Below are 23956 nucleotides of genomic sequence, written 5' to 3'. Positions count from 1 at the left end.
CCTATTTTCTCGTTTTCTTACTTATTGCCAAGGAAAGTAGTACATAAATAAGTATAATCAAAGGAACCGCTGCGAGCTGGAAAGCTAGAATAAGTAGAACACAACTTAGAAGAAAAATGTACTTCATTTGATTCTCTTTCCATCCGAACTTCTTGAATTTTAGGGCAAAAAGTGGTATTTCGGCATTGAGTAAAAAGCTAAATACGAACACATAGCCAATTAAAATCCAAGGGTTGTTTACTATTTCACCGAGTTTGCCATAATCATTGATTAGAAATGGAAAAGTGGCCACTACCATACCATTGGCAGGTGTAGGTAGCCCAATGAAACTGTCTGATTGTCTGGTGTCTATATTGAATTTTGCGAGCCTCAATGCTGATGCCGCTGCCATTATAAAGGCGGTGTATTTAAGATAAGAAGGCTCTAGAGCAGAATTTTCTAGAAGTTTGTAAATAATTAAAGATGGCAATACGCCAAACGTTACCACATCTGCCAAAGAATCCAATTGTTTGCCTATTTCAGAGCTGATTTTGAGCAAACGAGCCACAAAACCATCCAAAAAGTCTAATATCAGTGCTATTAACATCATTATGGAGGCGTTAGTGAATTCACAGTTTAGGACCATAATAATGCCCAAACAACCGCAAATAAGGTTACCTAATGTTATAAAATTGGGTAAGGTAAATAGTTTCATAAATTATTAAATATCATTCTTTCAGCACTCTGGCCGTTTTTTTTGCATGCCAAAGACTAATTCGGAACTGGTTATTTCAAAAAAGGGTTATGTTTTTTCTCGTCTCCGATGGTGGTCGGCTGCATATGACCAGCATAAACAGTATACTCATCGGGCAAGGTAAAAAACTTAGTTTTAATAGAATGTAATAATTGTTCTTGGCTGCAAAACGGAAAATCTGTTCGACCAATACTTCTGTGAAACAGACAATCTCCACCTATTATAAACTGGCTTTTGTGACATATAAAGGCCACATGTCCAGGGGCATGTCCTGGTACATGTACAACCGCTAGTTCTGTATTGCCGAATGTAAAAATGTCTCCTTCCTTGAGTGGCTTATCCGATTCAACTGGCTCATAGCCAGGGATTCCCCAAGTTTTACAGCGATTTTCCACATCTGCAAGAATAGGTAAATCCAGTTCATTCAGATACATGTCTACCTTAAATGTTCTTTTAACAAAAGCAGCCCCGAACACATGATCTAAGTGGGCGTGTGTAAGTAAAAGTGCCTTTACCTTTAGGTTATTTTCAACTATAAATTCTTTGAGTTCTAATTTTTCGGCTTGTGAAAGGCAACCTGGGTCTATAACCACCGCTTCCTTGGTTTCGTCGTAAAGCACGTAGGTGTTTTCTGAAAATGGTGAGAATACAAAAGACCGTATTTTTGTCATTTAATTTTCGATATTTCGACAAAGATAAGCCTTGGACGGCATTTTTCAACTCCGTTTGGTTTCAATTGGCAGGAAGATCAATAAAAAACGTAGTGCCTTCTCCTTCAACGGTTTCAAACCAAATGTTTCCACCTGCATGTTCAATTCCACGCTTGGCCATAGCCAAACCAAGGCCCGAGCCACCGACTTTGGTACTGAAATTTGGAATAAATACCTTTTTTCTAATACTTTCTGCTATACCACTACCGTTGTCCTTAACTTCAATCATACCGAAATTTTCTTCCTCGTTTTTGTAAACTTTTACCCTTATTTCTGGCTGACGGATAGGTGGCACACTTTGTATGCCGTTGAGTATGAGGTTGGTAATCACTCTGTTGAGTAACATTCTGTCACCCATGACAAATATCTCTTTGTCCGAGGATTCAAAATTTATTTTTATATTATTGTTTTGCGAATACAAATCAACGGTTTTTTGAACAGCTGGCACCAAGTCAAAACGTTCGTTTCTAGGAACTGGCATTTTAGCAAACTCTGAGAACGAATTGGCAATTTCACTAATATTATCAATCTGCTCGGTAAGTGAGTTTAACGCTCTTTGAATTCTATCTCGTGACTTTGGATCGTCCATTGGCAAAGTCCTTTGAAGCTGTTGAATTGAAAGCTTCATAGGTGTTAATGGATTTTTAATTTCGTGTGCTACTTGTTTGGCCATTTCTCGCCATGCTGTCTGTTTTTCGCTTTGCGAAAGTGCTATTTTGCTTTCATCAAGTTTCTTGATCATTTTGTTGTAAGACTTCGTCAAAAGGCCAATTTCATCATTAGATTTCCACTCAATGGTCTCATCCAATTTGTCAAGGTTGGTCTTTTTCAGCCTTTGAGCAATCAATTTTAGTGGTGAAGTAAGCTGAGAACTTGCAAAATACGACGATACCAAAAGTATCAAGAACATCAGTAAGAAAATGATAAGAATGGTGGCAACAACTTCCTTTACCTGAATATCAAGCATGGTTTTGGCATCAAAAAACGGAATTCCAACTACGCCATAATTCTTGTTTTCTTTACCTTTTACTGCAATATAAACAGTTTTGTAGTTCAATTCTCCAAGTGATTCATTGGTTAGTAATTCATTAGCCTTTTGTTCTAGTATCTTGTTGTAGGCTGTTGGATTGAGATAATTCGACAATAAATGATACTGATAAACCAACGGACGGGTAGTGAAATTGAGTTTTCCCCTGTTATCGAAAAGATTTATGTCCACCTTGGTATTTCTGGCCAAATCATTTATTTCACTTTCAAAATACGCCCTGCTACTTTTTCCTGTTTGAAGATTTTCCAAATGGTATTGAAGTGTATTCGCAATGTTTTTAGTGTTGTCGATAAATGATTTTTCTTGGATGGAAATCAAAGTGGTTCTAACGACACTCAAAGTTAAAATTATAAGTATGATAAGAGGTAAGAGAAAGGCCGCATTGAGGTAAAACTGGATTTTGGTAGAGAAATTCATCGAAAAACTCTTGAATCCGTTTAGAACTGTAAATACCAATAATAAGGCAGAAATCCCTAGAATCGAAATCAAAAACAAAAAGGAGAAGTTCGAAAGTAAATTTTTCCAATAGGCATTAGGCTGCGAAATAATTATTTTTTTATCCTTTTGCCCTTTCAGTGCAAAGTGAGAGTAGCCTTGAATTATTTTTTCGCTATTGTAGATTTCCGTTCCATTGAGTTCTGTCAAAGGAAAATACATCAGGTAGTTAAAGCTTCCAGAGTTATAAACTAGACTATTGTTCTTATCGAAAATGGCGTAGCTGTAGTTTTTTGATTCCGGATTTTGAACGAATTTTTTGTCTAAAAGTAACTCAGGATACACGCTGGTTACGTTTTCGTCTTTGAGTTTCAAATCTAACACCACCGTACCGACTTTTTCGGACCCGTTATAAACATCGTTGAAGGTGATGTATTGTTTGATGAAACTATTCCCTGTTTCGTTTATGAAAAATATGTTCGGAAGGTCTGTTTTCGATCTTAAACTCGCTACTTTGGACTTGAGTTCTGCAATATTCTCCGTATTATCGCTAGGCTCCATAATTGACCCATTCGCATCAAAAACCTTCACTTCAACATCGTATTTATCAAAATACATGTCCAACAAATCGTCTTTGATCTGTTGCTTGATAGACTCATAAGCCAACTCTTTTCTCTGAAAAGCGGAAACGATAGACTCATTGTTTCTAACTATTTGCCTGAATCTGTCCAGCAGACCTTCTCCAAGTAGGTCATTTTCAGCCAAATACCTTTTTCCGAAATTGTTTTTGTCTAAGATGTTCTTTTTTGATTCCTGATATTCAACTGTATTCACAGATATCAAGGCAAAGAAAAATGCCGCAAGAATGAAATAAAGTAAGGTCTGAAACCGAAGCGTATAGAAATATCTCGAAAGTTTAAAAAAGTAAACAATCCAGAAATAAATTCCGGCCAAAATAAATGCCAAACCTAGGCCTGTAATAAAATAGAACAAAATCATTCCGGTCAAAAAACCATACAACCAATGAAAAAAACCAAGTTTGTTTTTCGGTTGGAGTTTCAGGAACAGGTTGATGGCAATGTGGGAGCCAATGAAAAAATTGCCCAACACAAAGAAGTAATATACAAAACTGATGATTTTGAATTTGCTAAAACCCAAATTCATCGAGTAACCCAAGTTATAAAGGGAGTTTTCGTAAATGTCTTTAATTTGGTTAGAACAAATATGAGCCAGAGCCATTACCACCAGTACCGTCAGTACTGAAATAATGCTCATAATGAAAGGTGGGGTTTTATTTAGAAGCAACAAAAACCGCGTTCTGTAATAATATAGGGCCAAAACAGCCATGAAAATCATGATGAAGAGGCCGTTGAGTACGGTGTCGCCAAGTGTTGGAGTAAGTATTGTGCCGTTGTAAAAACTTGGATTGAATACTTCTTGGTCTAGGAAAATCCACGGCAAACCAGTAATTAAAAGTAACAACCTCAGGATAATTAGCACAGCAAATAATAAAATAATGGCGTAACCGAACTGATGCTGTTTCAGTAAGCTTTTGATAAACTGAATGGCAGAAATACCTAGAAAGACTAAGGCAACAACAAAAATCCACAAAGTAGTTTTTGGCAGTTCGGAGTTGATTATTTTGTCTTTCTCCGGTCCTTGAAAATAAAAAAGAGGTTTTCCTGAAAAGCCGTTTATGACCTGACTTTTTTCAAAACTATTGCCTGAAATTTTGAGAGGAGCAGGATGAAAAATCTCTGAATTGTAACCCGACTGCAGGTAGTCGTTCTGATTTTGATAGAATCTGTACAGATTAACAAGGGAGAACACCTCAACGGTGTCCTTATTGATAATCGTCGATTTTCTTTGAAAAATACCTTTGTTTTGAAAATAATTATCAAAAAAGACGTCCTCTTGATGCGAAAGTTTTTCGTATTTCGGAACAACTCTGTAGTCTGACCAATAGGCTATTTGGCCGTTTCTGAATATAAAATAGGGGTATTTGGTATTGATATTTAATTGTTCGAAGGAAGTAAATTTCTTCTCATTTACCTGTTTTATAACCTGGCCTAATTCAAAATCGGATGTTAATAATTCTCGAATAACATTCTTTTGAAGATTAGATTGATACTGAGCAGAGAGATTGTTTTGAGAGTCTTTTTCGACAAGAAAAAAATACAAAGCCCCCACCAACAGGCCAATAAGCCCTAAAATGAGGAATATGTTTTTTCTAATGTTAAAAGCTTTCATTAATACTGATGGTATTTATCTTGACTCATGGTCTCGATTCCATATAAAATTACGAAAAATCATGCCAAAGAATCAGATGAGCTAAGTTTATGTCATTTGAAACAGGATCGGTCTCAGCACTTAAATCCATCTAACCTTTTCTCTAAGGCCAGAGTCGGCTTTAACTTCCTGATAATTAAAATAACTTTTTGGTGGCTGTGTTCATCTTTTCAGGATAGATACTGATTTCGTTAATGAAGCTTGGCTTGAGATTTTTTTTTCGTAAATATTGAAGTATTTTTGGGAAAAGAAATGAAAAAATGACTAGTGAATTTTTAGGTTTTGTTGGTGTTGCAGTTTTGATTGTTGGCGTATTTTTTTTGCTTTATAATTATTTTCTAAATAGACATTTTGATTTTGCAAAAGTTAAAAGCCAGCAGGAAATTGCTTTTCCGCTGCGTTTACAAGCCTATGAACGTTTGGCTTTGTTTTTGGAAAGAATCAAACCAGAGAATATTTTTACGCGGCTAAATTATAACGATTTGACCGTGGAAGACCTGCAAGGTGCGGTTATACCTGAAATAAAAAAAGAACTCAATCACAACATTGCTCAGCAGATTTACATAGAACCCGCCATTTGGGACAAGATTGTAATGGCCGCCAATACCACCGCTTCAGACCTGAACCAACAGATATTGGCTCACAAGAATTTGGGCAATTCGAGAGATGTAGTGCTACAAATACTTAAAAATCAGGAATTATTGTGTTCTCAAACCATCAACTCTGTTTTGGGTGATTTAAAAGCCGACATTCAGAAATATTTCTGAAAGAGTATTTATTAAATATTTTTTTTATTCTTATTTATTAGCCATAAATTTAGGCCACAAATCAATAAATACTATCATCATGGGCGTTACATCGAAACATCTAGCTACATTTATTTTAGGAGCTGCAGCAGGAATTGCACTCAACAAATACCTCAATACTGAAGAAGGTGAAAAGGTAATGGAAGATCTCAAAGCCAAGGGAAATGAGCTGAAAGATGAAGCCGAAGCTGCCATTGAGAAAGCTCCGGAATATTTTGAAGATTTGAAAAATGGTGCAAGTACCAAATTCAACGAGGTAGTGCAAAATCTTAAAAATCAGTATCCAGAGGCAGAGAAAATGATTACTGACATGTTTGCAAGTCTCATAAAGCCAAAAACTGACGTCAAACCAGAAGCTTAAAATTTATTCAATACGGCTTTCGTAATTCCCACGGAAGCCATCTTTTTTTATTCAACAATCATCTTTTTATGAAACCACTATGGACAGGGGTTTATCCCGCCGTTACTACAAATTTTTTTGAAGATCAAAGTTTAGATTTTCAAACATTCGAAAACAATATAAACGAGCAAATCAAGGCTGGCGTGCATGGCATCATCGTTTGTGGCTCTTTAGGTGAGAACAGTACGCTCTCCACAGATGAGAAACTGGCTTTGTTGGAGTCTGCAAAAAAGGCAATAGCGGGAAGAGTCCCGTTGATTATGACCGTGGCTGAATGCGTAACAGCCGAGGCAGTGGGTTTCGTGAAAACTGTTGAGCAAGCAGGCGGTGATGGTTTGATGATGTTGCCACCGATGAGATACGCATCTGATGACAGAGAAACGCTTCACTATTTGCATAAAGTTGCGGATGCCACAGATTTGCCTGTGATGGCATACAACAATCCTGTGGCTTACAAGACGTTCTTATCTATTCCAATGTTTCGTGATTTGGCTAATAATCAGCATTTTGAAGCCATGAAGGAGTCTACTGGAGACGTACGATACATGACAGATATCATTAACGAATTCGGTGACAGATTCAAGATTTTGAGCGGAGTGGACGATTTGGCTTTCGAAAGCTTAGTAATGGGTGCTCATGGTTGGGTAGCTGGTTTAGTTTGTGGTTTTCCGAGAGAGACGGTGGTAATTTATGAACTAGTGCAGCAAGGTAGAATACAAGAGGCCCGTGAAATTTACCGTTGGTTTTTCCCTCTTCTTCACTTGGATATCGGTAACAAGTTTGTTCAAAATATTAAACTTGCCGAGGTGGCAGTAGGTATGGGAACTGAAATGGTTCGTGAGCCAAGGTTGCCGTTAGTGGGAGCAGAGCGTCAGGCGGTGATGGATGTCATAGAGAAAGCTTTGAAGAATCGTCCATCCTTACCACAACTCTAAACTTGGATGGAAAAGGTATTTCATTGTTTTGATGCCCATACTTGCGGCAATCCCGTGAGGTTGGTTTCGAGTGGTGGCCCAGATTTGATCGGGGCAAACATGTCTGAAAAAAGACAACATTTCCTGAAAGAATTTGATTGGATACGGAAAGGACTGATGTTTGAGCCACGTGGCCACGATATGATGTCTGGTAGTATTTTGTATGCACCAAGTGATCCGCAAAATGATGTAGGTGTACTGTTTATAGAGACAAGCGGCTGTCTACCCATGTGCGGACACGGAACTATTGGTACAATTACGATTGGCATTGAAAAGGGCTTGATAAAACCCCAAATCGAAGGCAAAGTAAGAATGGAAGCACCAGCTGGTTTGGTTAATATTTCTTATAAATCTGAAAATAATAAAGTAAAATCGGTCAAATTGACCAATGTAGCTTCGTTTTTATACAAACAAAACCTATCAGTGGAATGCCCTGATTTAGGAACCCTGCAGGTAGATGTTTCTTACGGAGGTAATTTTTATGCGATTGTGGACGTGCAAGAAAACTTCCCTGGTTTAGAGCATTACAAGGCAGACCAATTAATAGCATGGTCGAGAGTGCTTAGAGAAAGACTCAATGAGATGCACACATTCGTACATCCCGAAAACGATTCGATAAATGGTCTCAGCCATATTCTATGGACTGGAGCTGTTATTGACGAAAAATCTACTGCCCGTAATGCCGTCTTTTATGGAGACAAGGCCATAGATAGGTCCCCATGCGGTACTGGAACTTCAGCCCGAATGGCCCAGTGGGCTGCCAAAGGCCTTTTAAAAGAAGGAGACGAATTTGTGCATGAGAGTATTATCGGGAGCAAATTTGTAGGGCGAATAGAAGGTCGAACCAAGGTAGGTGAATTTGAGGCCATTTATCCGAGTATTGAAGGTTGGGCAAGGATTTATGGCGAAAACACCATTTCCATTGACGCCGAAGATGATCCTTATGCCTTTGGTTTTCAGGTGATTTAAATGGGGATGTTTAGTTTGATGAGATTATATAAATAGAATTAATAGAAAATCTATATGGTTCAAAAACCTGTAGTTATAGTAGGAGGAGGGGTAATTGGTTTATTTTCAGCCTATTATCTGGTAGAGTCGGGACAAAAAGTTATTGTTATAGACAAATCTTCAGGCGACGAGGGCTGTTCTTTTGGTAATGCCGGCATGGTAGTTCCTAGTCATTTTATTCCATTGGCTTCTCCCGGCATGATAGAGAAGGGTTTAAAATGGATGCTTGATAGCGAAAGTCCATTTTACGTAAAACCGAGAATTTCGCTTGATTTATTGAAATGGGGGCTACAGTTTTATAAAAATTCCAACCAAAAACATGTAGATAATTCAGTGCCGCTTTTGCGTGATTTAGGTCTTCTTTCCAAATCTCTATATCATGATTTGGCTCAGAAACTAGATTATTCGTACGAGGAGAAGGGCTTAGTGATGTACTGTAAAAAACAAAGCACATTAGACGAGGAAGCTCATGTAGCTCAATTGGCCAATCAGATTGGAATTGAGGCCAAGGTTTTGGATAAAAAAGCCATCCATGATTTAGAACCTGAAATTCGTCCAGAAGTAGCTGGGGCAGTATATTTTCCTGGTGATGCCCACTTGAATCCAACCGAGCTGATAGAAAGCCTAAAGAAGTATTTGCTCAGTAAAGGAGTTTTAATTAAAAATGACTCAGAACTGCTTAATATTGAGTCTACTGGTGAGAAAATTACTTCACTGGAAGTGCAGAGTTATGGACAAAAAGAGACCATTGAAGCAGATAGAGTTATTCTAGCAGCTGGTTCTTGGTCCGGTGTTTTGGCTAAAATATTTAGGTTAAATCTACCCATGCAGGCGGGCAAAGGTTATAGTGTGAGTAAGTCTCAGTTGCCTGGTAAAGAGATATTTATCCCAAATATATTGGTAGAAGCCCGAGTAGCTATTACGCCTATGTCTGGTAAGTTTGTTAGGTTTGGTGGTACTATGGAAATTGGTGGATTGGACAGTACCATAAATATGAACCGAGTGAGAGGAATCATTAAGTCGGTTCCAGAGTTTTTTCCTGAATATACCCTTGATTTACCTCAAAAAGAAGACGTTTGGTATGGTTTTAGGCCTTGTTCGCCTGACGGATTACCCTATATCGGCAAATCTAATCATTTCAAGAATCTGTTTATCAACACTGGTCACGCCATGATGGGTATCAGCCTCGCTCCGGCTTCGGGTAAACTCATCGCTCAGCAAATTTTAGGTGAAAAAACAGATATGGATTTGGATGGATTTTCAGCACAAAGATTTGGTAATTAGAATCCCATGTTTACCTTTGGCATCTAAAAAAATAAAAAACTAAAGTTTGGGCTTAAAAGAAAAATGGGTCGACTACGAAGATAGGTTCTTCAAAGTAAAGGAGTCCATCGTACGCAAGACGAATAGGTTAATTTTTTTAACGCTGGCATTTGGCTTTTCGTTGGTCATTTATCAGATTGGTTTCCCCAAAGAACAATATGCGGTTGATTGGGTAAACAACGTTTTGAGGCAGATTCCCAAGCTTCTGATGATGTTTTTTCTTTTCAAATGGTCCTTAAAGATTATCTTAAGTTCTAAAAAGCTAATATTTGAAAGAAAACACATTTCTGATTTTGTTATTTTCTTCGTGTTTTTTATTTTCAATATTTTCAAATATCAGAATGCTATCTTTAGCAGCTCCTATTTTCTGTACTTACTCATAGCATCCTTCTTTTTCCTACGTTTTTTATCGGTTTCCTCCGAAGTCAAGAATTCCTTATTGAGTCCATCTATATTATTTACGATATCCTTTAGTTTTTTGATTTTCTGGGGCACTGCCATGCTTCTGATTCCAAAGGCCACCAACGGTAATCTAAGTCTGATAGATTCATTATTCACGGCTACGAGTGCGGTTTGTGTTACAGGTCTCTCAACGGTGGATGTCCCCACCAAATTCACGGATTTGGGGAAGGATATTTTATTGATTTTGATTCAAATAGGCGGTTTAGGCTTAATGACCTTTACCAACTTCTTCGCAATTTTGTTTCGCGGTGGCATGTCTCTGCGTAATCACCTGATATTGAGTAATATCATTGAAACAGATCAACCAAGTTCTCTTTTTTCCATTCTGAAGAAAATATTGTTTTTTACAATTTTGGTGGAGTTCTTAGGTGCCATTTTGATATTTGTTTTCACCGCAGGTACTTATCCCGGAACAACTTCAGACTATTGGTTCTTCTCCTTTTTTCATTCGATATCGGCCTTTTGTAATGCCGGTTTCTCCAATGTAGCAGATGGCCTTTACAATGTCAATCTTAGAAAAAACTACAATCTGCAAAATGTCATTTCTTGGCTGATTATATTGGGTGGTATAGGTTTTCCAGTGGTAATAGATATTTATAATGCCATGAAATACTACACGAAAAGTACGCTTAGACTTTTATTCTTTGGCGAAAGATTCACTTTTCAAGCCAAAAGTCTTTCGGTTCACAGTCGTCTAGTTTTGAGTAGTACTTTCGTTTTATTGGTGGTTGGTACTCTCGCGTTTTATTTTCTTGAGAAAAACAATACTTTGGCTGAGCATACCACTATGTACGGTAAATTCTCTGGTTCCTTTTTTGGCTCTGTAACACCAAGAACGGCTGGATTTAATACAGTGAACATGGGAAATCTGATGCAAAGTACCATTCTCTTGTACCTTTTGCTAATGTGGATTGGTGCTGCACCAAGCTCCACTGGCGGTGGTATAAAAGTGACCACTTTCACCTTAGCGGTGTCTAATGTGGTGGCATTGGCAAAGGGAAAAACCAGAATAGAATTATTTCGAAGAGAGATATCTCAAAGTTCAGTTCAGCGGGCTTTTGTGGTTATTTTTACATCGTTTATGATACTTGGAGTGGCAATTTTCATGATGTCTATTTTTGATCCACAAATTCCGCTGCATATGGTAGCCTTTGAATGTTTTTCGGCATACGGTACAGTTGGCTTATCGCTAAATCTTACTCCTTCTATCTCAGATGGTAGTAAATTGGTTTTAATCGTATGTATGTTTTTGGGTAGAGTTGGGCTATTTACCATGCTTTTCGGCATTTTCAAAAAAGTTGATAGTGAATCTTACAGATATCCTAAAGACAGTGTTCAAGTAATGTAAAATATTTTTTATGAAATATATTGTAGTTGGTTTAGGTAATTTTGGTTCAACTTTGGCCGCAAGATTGACCACTATGGGTCATGAGGTTTTTGGCGTAGATAGTAGATTTGAGGTGGTGGATCAATTAAAAAATAAGATTACACATGCCATCAGTCTTGATACTTCGAAGGCCAATGCTTATAACAGTTTGCCCATCAAAGAAGTGGATATAGTGGTTATAGCCATCGGTGAAGATGTGGGAGCCTCTATTATTACCACCGCACTCATGAAGCAATTCAGTGCCAAACAAATTATTGCTCGAGCCATTAGCCCTGTCCATCATACGGTTTTGGAGTCTATAGGTATTGAAACCATCTTTAATCCCGAAGAATTAGCTGCTGAAATGTTTGCCAAGCAGTTGGAAATGAAGGGTATAGTGGAGTCCTTCGATTTATCAGATAATTGCAGTATTATTGAACTTCAAGTACCAGAGCGTTATATTGGAAGAGAACTATCAACAGTAGATTTTGAACAAAAGTATGATTTAAAACTCATTGCGATAAAGCACTTTGAAGAGAAGAAGAATTTCTTGGGAATGAAAACTCAAAAGGCTACTGTTGAAACAAAATTGAAAGCGGAGCACATATTTACTACTGCCGATATATTAGTAATGATGGGCGAGCTCAGAAACTTCGAAAGCATGATAGGCAAAGACATCAGAGATTAAATCTCTTGGTTTCTACTTCAATTTGATTAACACTTTTTAACAGTGGCTCGGAAAACTAATTATTGAGATTGTGCGTTTTAAAAACTAAAAACGCATATACAAAAATGAAGCAAATCCTATTCATTATCTTCTTATTGGCTAGCTTAGGGGTTGATGCTCAGGTAACTTCCAATCCCAAAATTAAAAAGAAATCTACAAAGGATGTTTTCATCAATAAGGTTGAAATAACCGAGGATCGCACGGTTTTTTCGATGCAGTTTGTTGCTAAAACGGCAAAAGAAATCTTAGAAGAATACCTGAAGGATAATCCGAAAGAGAAGGAGCAGTTGCAGAACATGAACCCCATGATGAGGAACATGATTTTACAGCAGTTTATGCAACAAGAAAACACCAGTACCATCAGTTTTCAGCCAACTTCTTACTTGAAAACTTCGGATGGCAAAAAGTATAAATTTATCAAAGCTACTGATATCCCTACTGCACCCAATAGAAAGGATGTAGAGCCAGGGAAGAAGTATTTTTTTAAGGTTTATTTCGAGAAAATTCCTAAAGGTTTTGAAAGTATTGACCTTATAGAACATGACAGCGATCGGGCAGATAATTTCACCTATTGGAACTTCTTCGGTATCAACATTAACAACCCAGATGTCAACGCCAAACCAAAAACCCTAGCGGTCACTCCGAAAGAGGATGAAGAGAACGTGGAAGCCGAAGACTTTAAACTCTTTGGGAAAGTCATAGATGCAGTTACTAACAAACCTATCTCAGCGAAAATTGTTTGTTATGATGCCAAAACACAACAAATTATTGATTCGGTGCAGACCTCTAAATCAGGTTCTTATGAATTTATGATAACTGCGAAGGAAGTTTTGTACAAGATCAGTTCCGCAGGTTATGATGGAATGGAAGAATCTTTTGATGTAGGTGCTTTTATGAAAAAAGGCAGTTTCCAAAAGGACTTGTTTATGGAGCCGGTACCTCAACCAAAACAACAGACTGAGGTTCAACCAAAGGTAGAGGCAAAAGAGGAAATTAAGGAAAGTATAGGAGTACCTGTTAACCCAGAAAAGTCGTCCTTTAAATTGGATAAAGTGTATTTTCAAATCGGAGAATCCAATGTGTTGCCCGAGTCATTTGAGCAGTTGGATAATTTAGCGGCGTATTTGAAAGAAAACTCTAACCTTAAAATACAGATTGAGGGTCATACAGATAACCAAGGAGATTCAAAAGCTAACAAAAAATTATCTCTGGAAAGAGCGTACAATGTTCGTGAGTATTTGGTGAGTAAAGGCATTGCTGGAAATAGAATAAAGTTTGTGGGTTTAGGAGATACCCAACCAGTTTCAGCAAATGATACGGAAGAAAATAGAAAACTCAACCGACGGGTTGAGTATAAAATAATAGACTAATTTTTAAGGGTTTATAGGGTTAAATAGAAAAAAAGAGGAGTGGTGCTCCTCTTTTTTCTTATAAATTCTTGCAAATTTCAGCTTTCTTTTAGCTTTTGAATTGATGGTCTGTCTCCTTAAATAGAATATTGAAGGTGGTCATAGAGCCATAACAACGCGAAATGTATTGCTGAATATCCACTTTGGTTTCATCATCTAATTCTGAAGCGTTAATCTTTTGCTCCATTACACGTAGTCTATCACGCATCATTACAATTTTGTGAAAAAACGTATCCACTGGGATTTCTTTGGAAGATAATCCAACCTTTCCTGGCTCAAGTATCATCTTTCCGCCTTTCCATTTATCGCCAAGGGGTACTATTTCGGTAGCATCCATCCAGTTTTGTAGGATTTTGGTAATAGATCTTTCTACATCAAATAGACTTACCAAATCATTTGAGAAGGGAGTTTTATGAATGATTTCTAGTTCAGCTTCCAGTTTGAGTTTGCGTGTCCCATCTTCTATAAATGTTATTTCGTAGCCGTCAGATTTTACATTGATTACCACTCCAGCTCCGAAGGTTGCATGTTTGATTCTTGATCCTATTCCTAATAATTCCATAAAAATTGCTTTGTTTTGAATCTTCAAATTCAAAAGCTATGCCAAGGAGTCAGGCTAGAATATTTTTTTTGAACCTGGTGAGGAAATTTTAAAATTTACTCCTCAAATTTTTGAATAAAATGTAGGCAAAACTAAAGGCAATTATAGCTATCAGAATCAATGCAGTTTGGGCTATTTCAGGATTGGCAGAAGTTTGCCTTTTTGAATAAATACCGTAAAATGCCCAAATGATGACCAATGCATAAGCGAAGTTGGTTCTTCTGAACAACATAACCACCGCCAAGGCAGCACCAATACTGAGCATGATAATCGTCCAAGTACTTTCGGTAAGTGGGTTTCCTGTCCATCCAAAAGTGACCAATAATGCGGTAATGTTGGCAATTGTGGCAACAGATATCCAGCCTAAATATACGTTTATAGGGATTGCTATCGCTATTTTCTCCATAAAAGTTGTGGTCTTTATTTTTTCATTATTTAGGAAAAGTATTATGAGCGTTATCAGAAAGGCGATCATTATGAGTACCGATAAAGTTACCATTTCATAATGCCATGCCAATATCCAGCTCATATTTAGGATGTTGGTGAGCCCAAATAAAATTTGACTCTGAATGCTGACTTTTTGAACTGTTTTTTTGTTAAAAGAAACCCAAATTTGATATACCACGAAAATAAAAAGTAGTAAGTAAATAACTCCCCAGATAGAAAATGTAAAGCCCGCAGGGACAAAAAGATTGGGATATTGGTCCGATAGTTCTCCAGTGCTTTTTCCGTTTATAGGTAAGGTTACGGCTAGTGTATTGACATAAACCACTGCTGCAAACAGAAGGAAATTGAGAATAGAAAGGACGGGTTTTTTGTTTAAAGTTGACATTATTTTTCTAGTTTAGAACCTTAGTTAGGTTAAAAGTACACAAAAAACGCCTGATATTAATGTATTTATCAGGCGTTTAGGGAAATTTATAATTACTTGCCTTTAATCGTCTTTATTATTTGGTTACCAACTTCAGTACGGATATTTAGGGACGAAATTTTTGTGTTATCTCTGGTTGGATAAACTCTGTTGGAAAGAAATACATAGACCAAATCCAATTCAGGATCTACCCAAGTATATGTGCCTGTATAGCCTGAATGCCCGTAGCTTTTTGAAGAGGCCATTTGTGGGCCATTACTTATGTTTTTGTTAAAGTCCAACTTTTCGAATGCAATTCCTCTTCTATTGCCTTCATATGGGAACTGATAGTCAGTACATTGGTCAATAATTTCAGGTTTGATGTACTGCTTTCCTCCAAAACTTCCTTTTTGCAGATACATTTGCATGAGTTTAGTTAGGTCATTTGCCGAACCAAAAAGCCCAGCATGGCCAGAAATTCCGTTTAACATACCTGCACCTTCGTCATGAACTCGGCCATGAATCAGCGTTTTTCTAAAAAGCGTGTCTTTTTCGGTTGGTACTATTCTATCCAAACCATAAAATCTTCGTGGGTTATATGTTAAAGTGCTAGCTCCGAGAGATTTATAAGTTGTTTTGAGGTAGTCTTCCCAAGTTTGGCCGGTTATACTTTGAACAAATGCTGGATATGTATAATAATGCAAGTCACTGTAAACATAACCTTGCTGTGGTTTTACAGGGGATTCTTTGATTTGATTCATGATAAATGCCACCCTATCTTTATTCATGAATAAGGTATCCGCCACCTCAACCGAGTATTGATCAGTTTTTGTGTTACTAAAAATCCCTGGTAGCCAAGTGATGGTTTTTGTATTCAAGCTTTTGGTCCAGATAGTCTTGTCTTTTTTCAGGGTGGCGGCATAGTCGAACGTATATTTTGGCTCTAGTTTCAATATTTTGGCAAAAATACCCTGTTTTTTATAATTTTTAACCACCAAGTTCTCTAAGACAGGGTTCATTTTTACTGCCTTTTCAATGGTTGCCACTGAGTCTATACAATCCATCCAAAAAGGTATCCAAGCCTTTAATCCAGACTTGTGTGTGAGCATGTTTTTAAAGGTCAAATTCTCTTTGTTGGAGTTTTTGAATGGCTCATAGTAATCTCCAAAGGTTTGGTTTAGGTCAAATTTATTCTCTGACATTAACTGCATAACCGCCAAGGCCGAGGTGCTAATTTTGGTAACACTAGCAAAGTCGTACAAGTCATTGAGATCAACCATACCTAATATCTTAGGGTCAATTCCGTTCGTCACAGCCAGGTTTTTGGCATTTTGTAATTCTTTCGGATTGTCCATTACATCAGATTTGTTGCCAATTTCAAAATTAGTTTTTGCTCTAAGTTTATTTTTCAAATCATCGGCTTGCTCATAAGTATGAAATCCAAATGCTTTTTGGTAAATTACCCTGCCATTTTTCGCAACTTCCATTACAGCACCTGGGTAGGCTTTTTCCTTTATTCCAATATTAATCACCGAGTCAATTCTGGCATTGAAAATTTTACTGTCCAAACCTACCATTTCGGGAGTGCCATAGGCAAGACGACCATTTTTTTGAACCAAGACCCCATCATTTAATTTGAATTTTTCATTCACCGTTACCGATAACCTACCATTGCTTTCTATTCCTCCAAAAACAGCCATGGCTGCTGCCTCTTCTGTATATTTGGTGAGTTGATTAGCCAATATTAAGCCATCAAAGTTATCAAGACCATCCACTTTGCCAAGAGCATAAGGATTTCCGAATATTACTAGGGTAGCGTTTTTTCTTTCCGATAAGGCTTTAATAATCAAGGTATTGTTGGCGTTAATTCCATAATTGGCTCCTGGGCGTATGTTAGCCAAGTGCCACCCGATAATTAGATTTTCAGCTTTTAAAGCCTCTTCTATTTTGGTTTTGTTTTGTTCCAAAGTTCCGTTTGGTTCAATAGAAATCAATTTGGTATCAGTATAATTGGCAGCCATTCTTTGAAACGGTGTGTTTCCTGAGGCATCAATGGATAATATCACTGTATTTTTCGACAAGTCTTTGATAGGCAATATTTCTTGGTTATTTCTTAGGGTAACTATCGATTTTTCAGCAAAGACTCTATTCAAATAGTCGGATTTTATAGTATTTAGGTCTTCCACCAGGTTGTTGATCTCTATGGGTTTGTAGTTCTCCAATCCCACCCATGATTTGGCCTTAAGAATTTTTCTCACTCGCTCATCTAATATTTCTAAAGTCAATTGTTTGTTTTCGATGGCTTTTTTAATGGCCGCCACTGCCGTGGGAACATCTTCGAAGGTTTCAAGGATGTCGTTTCCGGCTAAAATAGCTCTTACCAGTGCCTCTCCATTTGGGAAATATTTCACCGCACCTTGCATATCCATGGCATCGGTAAAGGTGAGACCTTCAAATTTTAAGTCTTTTCTTAATAGATCCGTGACTATTTTTCCAGAAAACGTGGCTGCAAGATTTTTGGTGGTGTCGAGGTTCAATACACTCAAATGCGAGGTCATAATACCACTTAAACCATTTTCTATCAGGAATTTATAAGGGTATAATTCATTTTCTGACAAATGTGCTTTGTCGTGTGAAATGATGGGCAAGTCGTAATGAGAATCTACCCCTGTGTCGCCATGTCCTGGGAAATGCTTTGCGGTTGAGAGAATTCTTTGGTTTTGTAAGCCTGTCATATATGCAAAAGCTTTGGTGGTTACCGCCAGTTTATCTTCACCGAAAGATCTGAAATTTATCACGGGATTTTGTGGATTGTTGTTGATATCAACTACAGGTGCATAGTTGATATGTACACCCATCCTTTTGCATTGTAGCCCCACTTCATTTCCCATTTCTTGAATGAGATTTTCCCCTCCTTGCATACTCCCAAGAGCCATTTGGTATGGAAAACGCACGGTGCTATCTAACCTCATGGCCATTCCCCACTCCAAATCCATCCCTATCAGCAAAGGAGTTTTGCTCATGGCTTGCAGTTCATTTACAATCCTTGCCTGAACGGTAGGTTGACCCGCAAAAAATACGATTCCACCGATTTTATAATCTCTCACCCAAACTTTTAGCTTTTCAGGATCATAACCCTTGCCGGAGGTATTGCCTCTCGGCATGAGCAATTGCCCTATCTTTTCTTCAAGTGTTAGACTTTTTAGAGTATTTTCTACCCAAGCCTCATTGTATTTTGTTAAAAATTCAGGCTTTTTTTGGGCGAAAATTGTACTATTAAAAATAAGGATTATGATTAGCGTTATTCTGAAGAGTTTGTTCATTCTAGAAAAAGGTTATTTTATTCAAAAATAGTGAATGAGTCTTTTAAATTGAGGTCAAAGTGCTATTTATTTCGAATTATTGAATTTGTCATCAAGCCATTTTGATGGGTTGTTTTTGATATAATTGGAAATTCTGAGATATTCTTCCTCATTTCGAATAATATGGTCGTGATATCGTACGTGCCATTCAAATCGGATTTTGTTTTTGCGGGCATATGTGGTTACCGCCGATTTATAGCCCCGTATGATGGAGGCCAAGTTTTTGGATTGCGATGCGAAGGCGTTTTTGGATGTGGATTGCGTGGCGGATGTGGATTGCATGGCGGATATGGATCGCGTACAGACGCGATGCATCGCGTCTGTACTGGAATGCAAATGCGAATTGGAATGCAAATGCAAATTCGAATATAAATTTGAATCGGAATTTAAATCAGAATTGGAATTCAAATCGGAATTGGAATTCAAATCGGAATTCAATTCCGATAAATTTTTCCCAGAATTAAATTCATTTTTGCCAATAATTATGATTCCATGAATGTGGTTAGGCATCACAACGAATTCGCCGATGTCCAAATTCATATCAGGCCTCATTTCTAGGCTTTTATACCATTCCGTTTCGGCGATTTTGCCTATTTCAGTCGGTTCAAGTTTTGCCTTTCCATTTACCGAATCAATTATGATTTTTCCAAAAAAATGCTGCATGAATTTGGTGCAAATCGTTACAAAATACATCCCTTGGCTAGCGTAATCATAGCTTTGAAGTCTCGCAGAAGGTATTCTGTACTTGTTTTTATATAATTCTGTCACTTGTGAATTCGATTTCTGGGTGGATGAGTTATAATCAAAATTGTTTCAAGTAGCTGATTTTGGCAATGGCGTGATCCTCTCTGGCTCGAGTTTCGGGCCTGAGTGTTGAATCAAATTGGCGATTGTTGAATACCAAATATAAGAATGAAAGAGGTTGATACTCCCATGCCAATCTTATATTGTAGTTATTGGCATTTTGCGATAAGTCTTTTTGATAAAATCCAATTAGTTGAAATCTCGGATTTAATGCCAAACGACCTTCTAGTGCAATTAGGTCGACAGTTTTGTTTGTTTTTTCGATACCGACCTTTGTAAATTTATTTCTATTTGCCGATGCATTGAGGGCAATGTGCGGAATCGGAGAGAAGTTAATCCTGAAGGTGGTGGTGTTAAGCTTTCCATTAAAGTACCTACCATATTCCCCGTTCCAATTGAAACTCAATTTCTTTGATCCGTCGCTCGACCAAAATATCGTATGCCTTCCGTAATTGTATTTTCCAACATCAATTTTAACCCTAAGTGGGCTAAATGGCTCAAGCAAATTTTGGCTAAAGATGGTGTAAACATGCCCAATAAAACCTCCCGATTGCAACAGGTACCAGAAAGGACTCAATCCCACTGAGGATTCTGTCAAGATTTTCGTACTTGCCTGATGATAAGTTTCTACCAAAAGACTGGGCTCGTAGGACCTGAATACTTTTTTGAGTGGTACTAGTTTCTCTCGGTTATAATAGAAAATGCCTGGTGTGGTGGCTATTATGTCATTTCTAGATACAAAACCGATTTCAGGATTATAGTTTTTGGTGATGATAGATTGTGTCCACCAAAGTTTCCACTGGTTATTCGCATAAAAATATTGGGCAGAACCCGCAAAACCCGATTGTTTGATTTGGGTGTCGTAGGTGGTGCTAACCATCCAGTTTAAGGAATTGGCGGCATCAAACCTGAAGAAACCGTCAACAGTGCCTGATAGATTGGTATTTAGGCTGTTTTGTTTGGTGGTAAATAATCCACCGATTCTTTTCTGGCCGCCAAAGTTTCTCGAATAGCGACCAATCCCAAAGTTAGTACCGAGTGAATTTCCATTGTCTCTTTGGCGAATATACATTGCTCCATAATTAGACTTGGCCGAACGATGCACAAAACGGGAGCCGACATTTAAAGCGATTGGGTTTCCAGATCCATCCAAGCCAATCTGTCGACTAAAAAATGGTTGAATACGCATGGAGCCGCCCGATAAATCTGCTGCAGGACCGATGCTTGTGCCAAAAAGCGAGGCATTTTCTAAGAAGAATTGTCGTCTTTCGGGGAAAAATACACTGAATCTCGTTACATTGTTTACCTGTCTATCTGCATCGGCTTGGGCGAAGTCTGTGTTTACCGTCAAGTCCAAAACCGAATTCGGAGTTATGGCCCATTTAATTTCACCACCTACTTTGACTTGTGTATCCTGAGGTTTTTTGTCAGCTATGTTTTGATATTTGTCAAATGAAGTCAATAAAAATGGTTGCACTCTTATGTTGGGCGACGGTGGAGGAGGTTTGATTCCGACCAACTTTCCGGCGTAATCCATCCTCAAGACATTAAACGACCTCGGGAATAATGAGAGAGCATAGTTTTCGTTGGTCATTCTCCGGCTACGGTTAATGTTGTATCCCCATTCCGAAGTTTCAGAGGTGGGTTTGTTGTATCTTAATGATTTCCAAGGAATTGCAAATTCTGCGTACCATCCTGAGTCGCTTCTTGAGGTTCTTACTTTCCAAAGCCCGTCCCAATCCAGGTCTATCAAAGTGGCATCAAAAGATAAAAAATCTCTCTGTACACCATGTGGATTGGTGGTGAATACCATGGCATTACGTCCGTCGTTAAAACCGTCAATGGCCATTCCAAGATAATCTGAAGTTCTGGTATTAAAGTCTCTTTTGAAGTCGATTACTCGGACTGATTTTTTGCCCAAAGTATCCCTATTGAAAACACCAATGTAAAGAAATTGCTTATTGAAGAGAGCTCTCGCAATGGTTTTGTGTTTTGGAATTGCCCCTTGAAATGGATCTACCTCGATGAACTGTTCAAATGGTATAGCATTTTTCCATTCATCGTCTTTTAAATGACCATCTATTTTTATATTATTTTGAATTTCAGTCGCTCGAAAAATAACTTTCTGGTCGTTCGGTTTAAAGATTTCAGCATCTTGAGCTTTGGCAACAGTCACAAAAGTCAAAATTAGAAATAGTGATTTTTTTAGCATTAGGGTAGTTTATAGTGTAATTGCAGCAACAAATATAATTCTAATGCGTGATAATTAAAATCGGATTAGAACGGGCTTTTATTCTGCGGTTTATTTAGATGGTAATTTCGATACGATTCAATTCGGGGTCAAGAATCACACTTTCGTAATATCCGTCTCCGGTGGTTCTTGGAGGTCCAACTACCTCATAGCCATCGTCTTCTATCTTTTTTGTGAGCTTGTCCACATTTTCTTTGCTTCCAACACTGATGGCCAAGTGTGTAAGTCCGAGTAATTCTTTAGGGTTAATAGATTCATTTACAGAAGTTTTCGTCATGATTTCCAGTCGACTACCATCTTCAAAACTTAGAAAGTAAGATTCGAATCCTTTCGCAGCATTGATGTATTTTGGTCCCGTTTTACAGCCGAAGTATTTTTCATAAAAGTCTTTTATAATCTCTAAATTTTGGCAATACATGGCCACATGTTCTATTTTAGGCATCTAATCTTTATTTGTATTTATAAAACTAATAAATTGTGAGAAATATGCCTTTTTAATTTTCAATTTTAATGCTCATATTTGTTTTATCCTAACCTAAACAATTCAACATGAATAAACTACTTACCTTATTTCTAATTATCAGTTTCCATAGTTTTGGACAATCTTTCAATACTTTTCCGGTACAAACTCAGAAACCGCCCTTACATGGTAAAAACTGGATGGCCATTACCGGAAAACCCTTGGCTGCAACTGCAGGAGCAATGATTTTTTCCAAAGGAGGCAATGCCATCGACGCTTCTTGTGCTATGTTGGCGTCCACTTGCACGATGTGGGATGTGCTGAGTTGGGGGGGAGAAACGCAGGCTTTGATCTATAATCCCAAAACCAAAAAAGTAATAGCCCTAAATGCACTAGGGGTGGCTCCAACTGGTGCTACAGCTGATTTTTACAAAAGCAAAGGCTATAATTATCCGCCTGAATTTGGCCCTTTGGCGGCAGTAACGCCAGGGACTCCGGGTGGTTTGTTAACAATGTTAGCAGAATACGGGACCATGAGTTTGAAGGAGGTTTTGGCTCCAGCCATGCAATTGGCAGAAGGTTATCCCATTGAGGCACAAACTGCGAATGCTATCGAAAAAGGAAAGGCTCAAATTAAACAATGGCCCTATTCAAAAAAAGTGTTTTTGCCACATTTGGGCAAAGAAAGAGAGGCTCCTGAAGCAGGCGAAATTTTTGTTCAAAACGAACTTTTACAGACCTTGCAGAAGTTAGTTTACACTGAACAGGAGGCTTTGAAAAAAGGAAAATCTCGAAAAGAAGCCATTTATGCTGCTTATGATAGATTTTACAAAGGAGATATAGCCAAAGAAATTGCTCGTGGTACACAAGAGCAAGGCGGGTTAATAACTGAGCAGGATTTAGCCAATTGGAAAGTGAAGATTGAAGAGCCGACCATGACCAATTACAAAGGTTATGAGGTCTATAAACTTCAAGAGTGGACGCAAGGTCCCGTAATGCTGCAAGCATTGAATATCCTTGAAAATTTTGACCTGAAAAGTATGGGTTATAATACTTCGAGGTACATTCATACACTTTACCAAAGTATGAACCTGGCCTTTGCTGACCGTGATTTTTATTATGGTGACCCAGCTTTTGAGCCAAAATCACCCATGAAAGGTTTGTTATCAAAAGACTACGCCAAAGAGCGTTTGAAACTCATCAATTGGGAGAAAAACGATCCGAATGTTAAACCTGGCGACCCGTATCCTTTTGAAAATAAGTTAAATCCTTATCTGGACTTGATAAATAATTTCAATAAAGTAGGTAAAGTAAATCCTGGCCCAATGAATGAGGATTTTTTGAAAGAATTTACTTCTGGAACCACATCTGTAATTGCCTCAGATAAAGAAGGTTGGGTGGTTTCTATTACGCCAAGTGGAGGTTGGGTACCCGCTTGTATTGCTGGAAATACAGGTGTTGGTTTAAGCCAAAGAATGCAATCATTCGTCCTAGATCCAAAGGAGAATCCATTTAATGTGGTGGAGCCTGGGAAAAGACCAAGGGTAACACTCACACCGAGTATGGCCTTGAAAGATGGAAAACCAGTATTGGCTTTTGCTAAGCAAGCGGGAGACGAGCAAGATCAATTGTTATTGCAGTTTTTCTTGAACGTGGTAGAATTCGGAATGACCGTACAAGAGGCTTGTGAAGCACCAAGCTTCAAAACCTACCAAATGTATTCTTCTTTCGGAAAACACGAGAAAAAACCAGGGGCTTTAACGCTAAACGATGCCATGCCAGATTGGACGAGAGCCGAACTAAGGAGCAAGGGATACACCCTTGATTTTCAGCCTCGTACAAGTGGTCCGATTAATGCGATATTTCTAGATTGGAAACATGGAACTTTCTGGGGAGGAAGCAGTAATCACGGTGAAGATTATGGTATTGGCTGGTAAA

At 38.0% G+C, this 23956-nt stretch carries 18 protein-coding genes; 9 read left to right on the top strand and 9 right to left on the bottom strand.

Going from position 1 to position 23956, the window contains the following annotated elements; all coding sequences use genetic code 11:
* Position 1: 1 nt before the first annotated feature.
* The 3 genes from pssA to EGI31_RS15610 form a co-directional block, all read right to left on the bottom strand.
* Positions 2–694, bottom strand: a complete 693-nt coding sequence (pssA, locus tag EGI31_RS15620) for a CDP-diacylglycerol--serine O-phosphatidyltransferase (protein ID WP_255038084.1) — start codon at positions 692–694, stop codon at positions 2–4.
* A 71-nt stretch (positions 695–765) separates the two neighbouring features.
* Complete coding sequence (locus EGI31_RS15615; protein ID WP_255038083.1) at positions 766–1404, bottom strand: MBL fold metallo-hydrolase; 639 nt, start codon at positions 1402–1404, stop codon at positions 766–768.
* Positions 1405–1465: 61 nt separating this feature from the next.
* A complete protein-coding gene (locus tag EGI31_RS15610) occupies positions 1466–5176 on the bottom strand; it encodes an ATP-binding protein (RefSeq protein ID WP_255038082.1) in 3711 nt (1236 codons plus the stop codon).
* A gap of 299 nt (positions 5177–5475) precedes the next feature.
* Between EGI31_RS15610 and EGI31_RS15605 the strand changes: the two genes are divergently transcribed.
* The 8 genes from EGI31_RS15605 to EGI31_RS15570 all read left to right on the top strand — a co-directional run bounded on the left by EGI31_RS15605 (position 5476) and on the right by EGI31_RS15570 (position 13651).
* Positions 5476–5982 (top strand): DUF7935 family protein, encoded by a 507-nt coding sequence (locus EGI31_RS15605; RefSeq protein ID WP_255038081.1) that lies wholly within the window; start codon positions 5476–5478, stop codon positions 5980–5982.
* Between the two features lie 79 nt (positions 5983–6061).
* On the top strand, positions 6062–6382 hold the full coding sequence (locus EGI31_RS15600; RefSeq protein ID WP_255038080.1) for a YtxH domain-containing protein: 321 nt from the start codon (positions 6062–6064) through the stop codon (positions 6380–6382).
* Positions 6383–6450: 68 nt separating this feature from the next.
* On the top strand, positions 6451–7356 hold the full coding sequence (locus EGI31_RS15595) for a dihydrodipicolinate synthase family protein (RefSeq protein WP_255038079.1): 906 nt from the start codon (positions 6451–6453) through the stop codon (positions 7354–7356).
* Between the two features lie 6 nt (positions 7357–7362).
* Positions 7363–8364 (top strand): 4-hydroxyproline epimerase, encoded by a 1002-nt coding sequence (locus EGI31_RS15590; protein WP_255038078.1) that lies wholly within the window; start codon positions 7363–7365, stop codon positions 8362–8364.
* A gap of 54 nt (positions 8365–8418) precedes the next feature.
* A complete protein-coding gene (locus EGI31_RS15585; protein WP_255038077.1) occupies positions 8419–9687 on the top strand; it encodes an NAD(P)/FAD-dependent oxidoreductase in 1269 nt (422 codons plus the stop codon).
* 46 nt (positions 9688–9733) lie between these two features.
* Positions 9734–11536: a TrkH family potassium uptake protein gene (locus tag EGI31_RS15580; RefSeq protein ID WP_255038076.1), complete on the top strand. Its 1803-nt coding sequence runs from the start codon at positions 9734–9736 to the stop codon at positions 11534–11536.
* Positions 11537–11546: 10 nt separating this feature from the next.
* Positions 11547–12242 (top strand): potassium channel family protein, encoded by a 696-nt coding sequence (locus EGI31_RS15575; RefSeq protein WP_255038075.1) that lies wholly within the window; start codon positions 11547–11549, stop codon positions 12240–12242.
* A 104-nt stretch (positions 12243–12346) separates the two neighbouring features.
* Positions 12347–13651, top strand: coding sequence for an OmpA family protein (locus EGI31_RS15570; protein ID WP_255038074.1), 1305 nt, complete (start codon positions 12347–12349; stop codon positions 13649–13651).
* Positions 13652–13739: 88 nt separating this feature from the next.
* On the opposite strand, the gene EGI31_RS15565 is transcribed toward EGI31_RS15570, so the two are convergent.
* The 6 genes from EGI31_RS15565 to EGI31_RS15540 all read right to left on the bottom strand — a co-directional run bounded on the left by EGI31_RS15565 (position 13740) and on the right by EGI31_RS15540 (position 22000).
* Positions 13740–14252 (bottom strand): DUF8685 domain-containing protein, encoded by a 513-nt coding sequence (locus EGI31_RS15565; protein WP_255038073.1) that lies wholly within the window; start codon positions 14250–14252, stop codon positions 13740–13742.
* An 88-nt stretch (positions 14253–14340) separates the two neighbouring features.
* A complete protein-coding gene (locus EGI31_RS15560; RefSeq protein WP_255038072.1) occupies positions 14341–15123 on the bottom strand; it encodes a TspO-related membrane protein in 783 nt (260 codons plus the stop codon).
* Positions 15124–15215: 92 nt separating this feature from the next.
* On the bottom strand, positions 15216–18464 hold the full coding sequence (locus tag EGI31_RS15555) for a serine hydrolase domain-containing protein (RefSeq protein ID WP_255038071.1): 3249 nt from the start codon (positions 18462–18464) through the stop codon (positions 15216–15218).
* A gap of 66 nt (positions 18465–18530) precedes the next feature.
* Positions 18531–19271: a transposase gene (locus EGI31_RS15550; protein WP_255038070.1), complete on the bottom strand. Its 741-nt coding sequence runs from the start codon at positions 19269–19271 to the stop codon at positions 18531–18533.
* Between the two features lie 34 nt (positions 19272–19305).
* Positions 19306–21519 carry a DUF5916 domain-containing protein gene (locus EGI31_RS15545; protein WP_255038069.1) on the bottom strand — a complete coding sequence of 738 codons (2214 nt, stop codon included), beginning with the start codon at positions 21517–21519 and terminating at the stop codon, positions 19306–19308.
* 94 nt (positions 21520–21613) lie between these two features.
* The gene (locus EGI31_RS15540) at positions 21614–22000 is read right to left on the bottom strand and encodes a VOC family protein (RefSeq protein ID WP_255038068.1); all 387 of its coding nucleotides are present in this window, start codon (positions 21998–22000) and stop codon (positions 21614–21616) included.
* Between the two features lie 107 nt (positions 22001–22107).
* Here EGI31_RS15540 and EGI31_RS15535 point away from each other — a divergent pair, with 107 nt between their 5' ends.
* On the top strand, positions 22108–23955 hold the full coding sequence (locus EGI31_RS15535) for a gamma-glutamyltransferase family protein (protein ID WP_255038067.1): 1848 nt from the start codon (positions 22108–22110) through the stop codon (positions 23953–23955).
* Position 23956: the final 1 nt, after the last annotated feature.

It is taken from the genome of Lacihabitans soyangensis (assembly GCF_024343775.1).
GTDB lineage: Bacteria > Bacteroidota > Bacteroidia > Cytophagales > Spirosomataceae > Leadbetterella > Leadbetterella soyangensis.
This window is presented reverse-complemented; position numbering and strand designations above follow the sequence as displayed.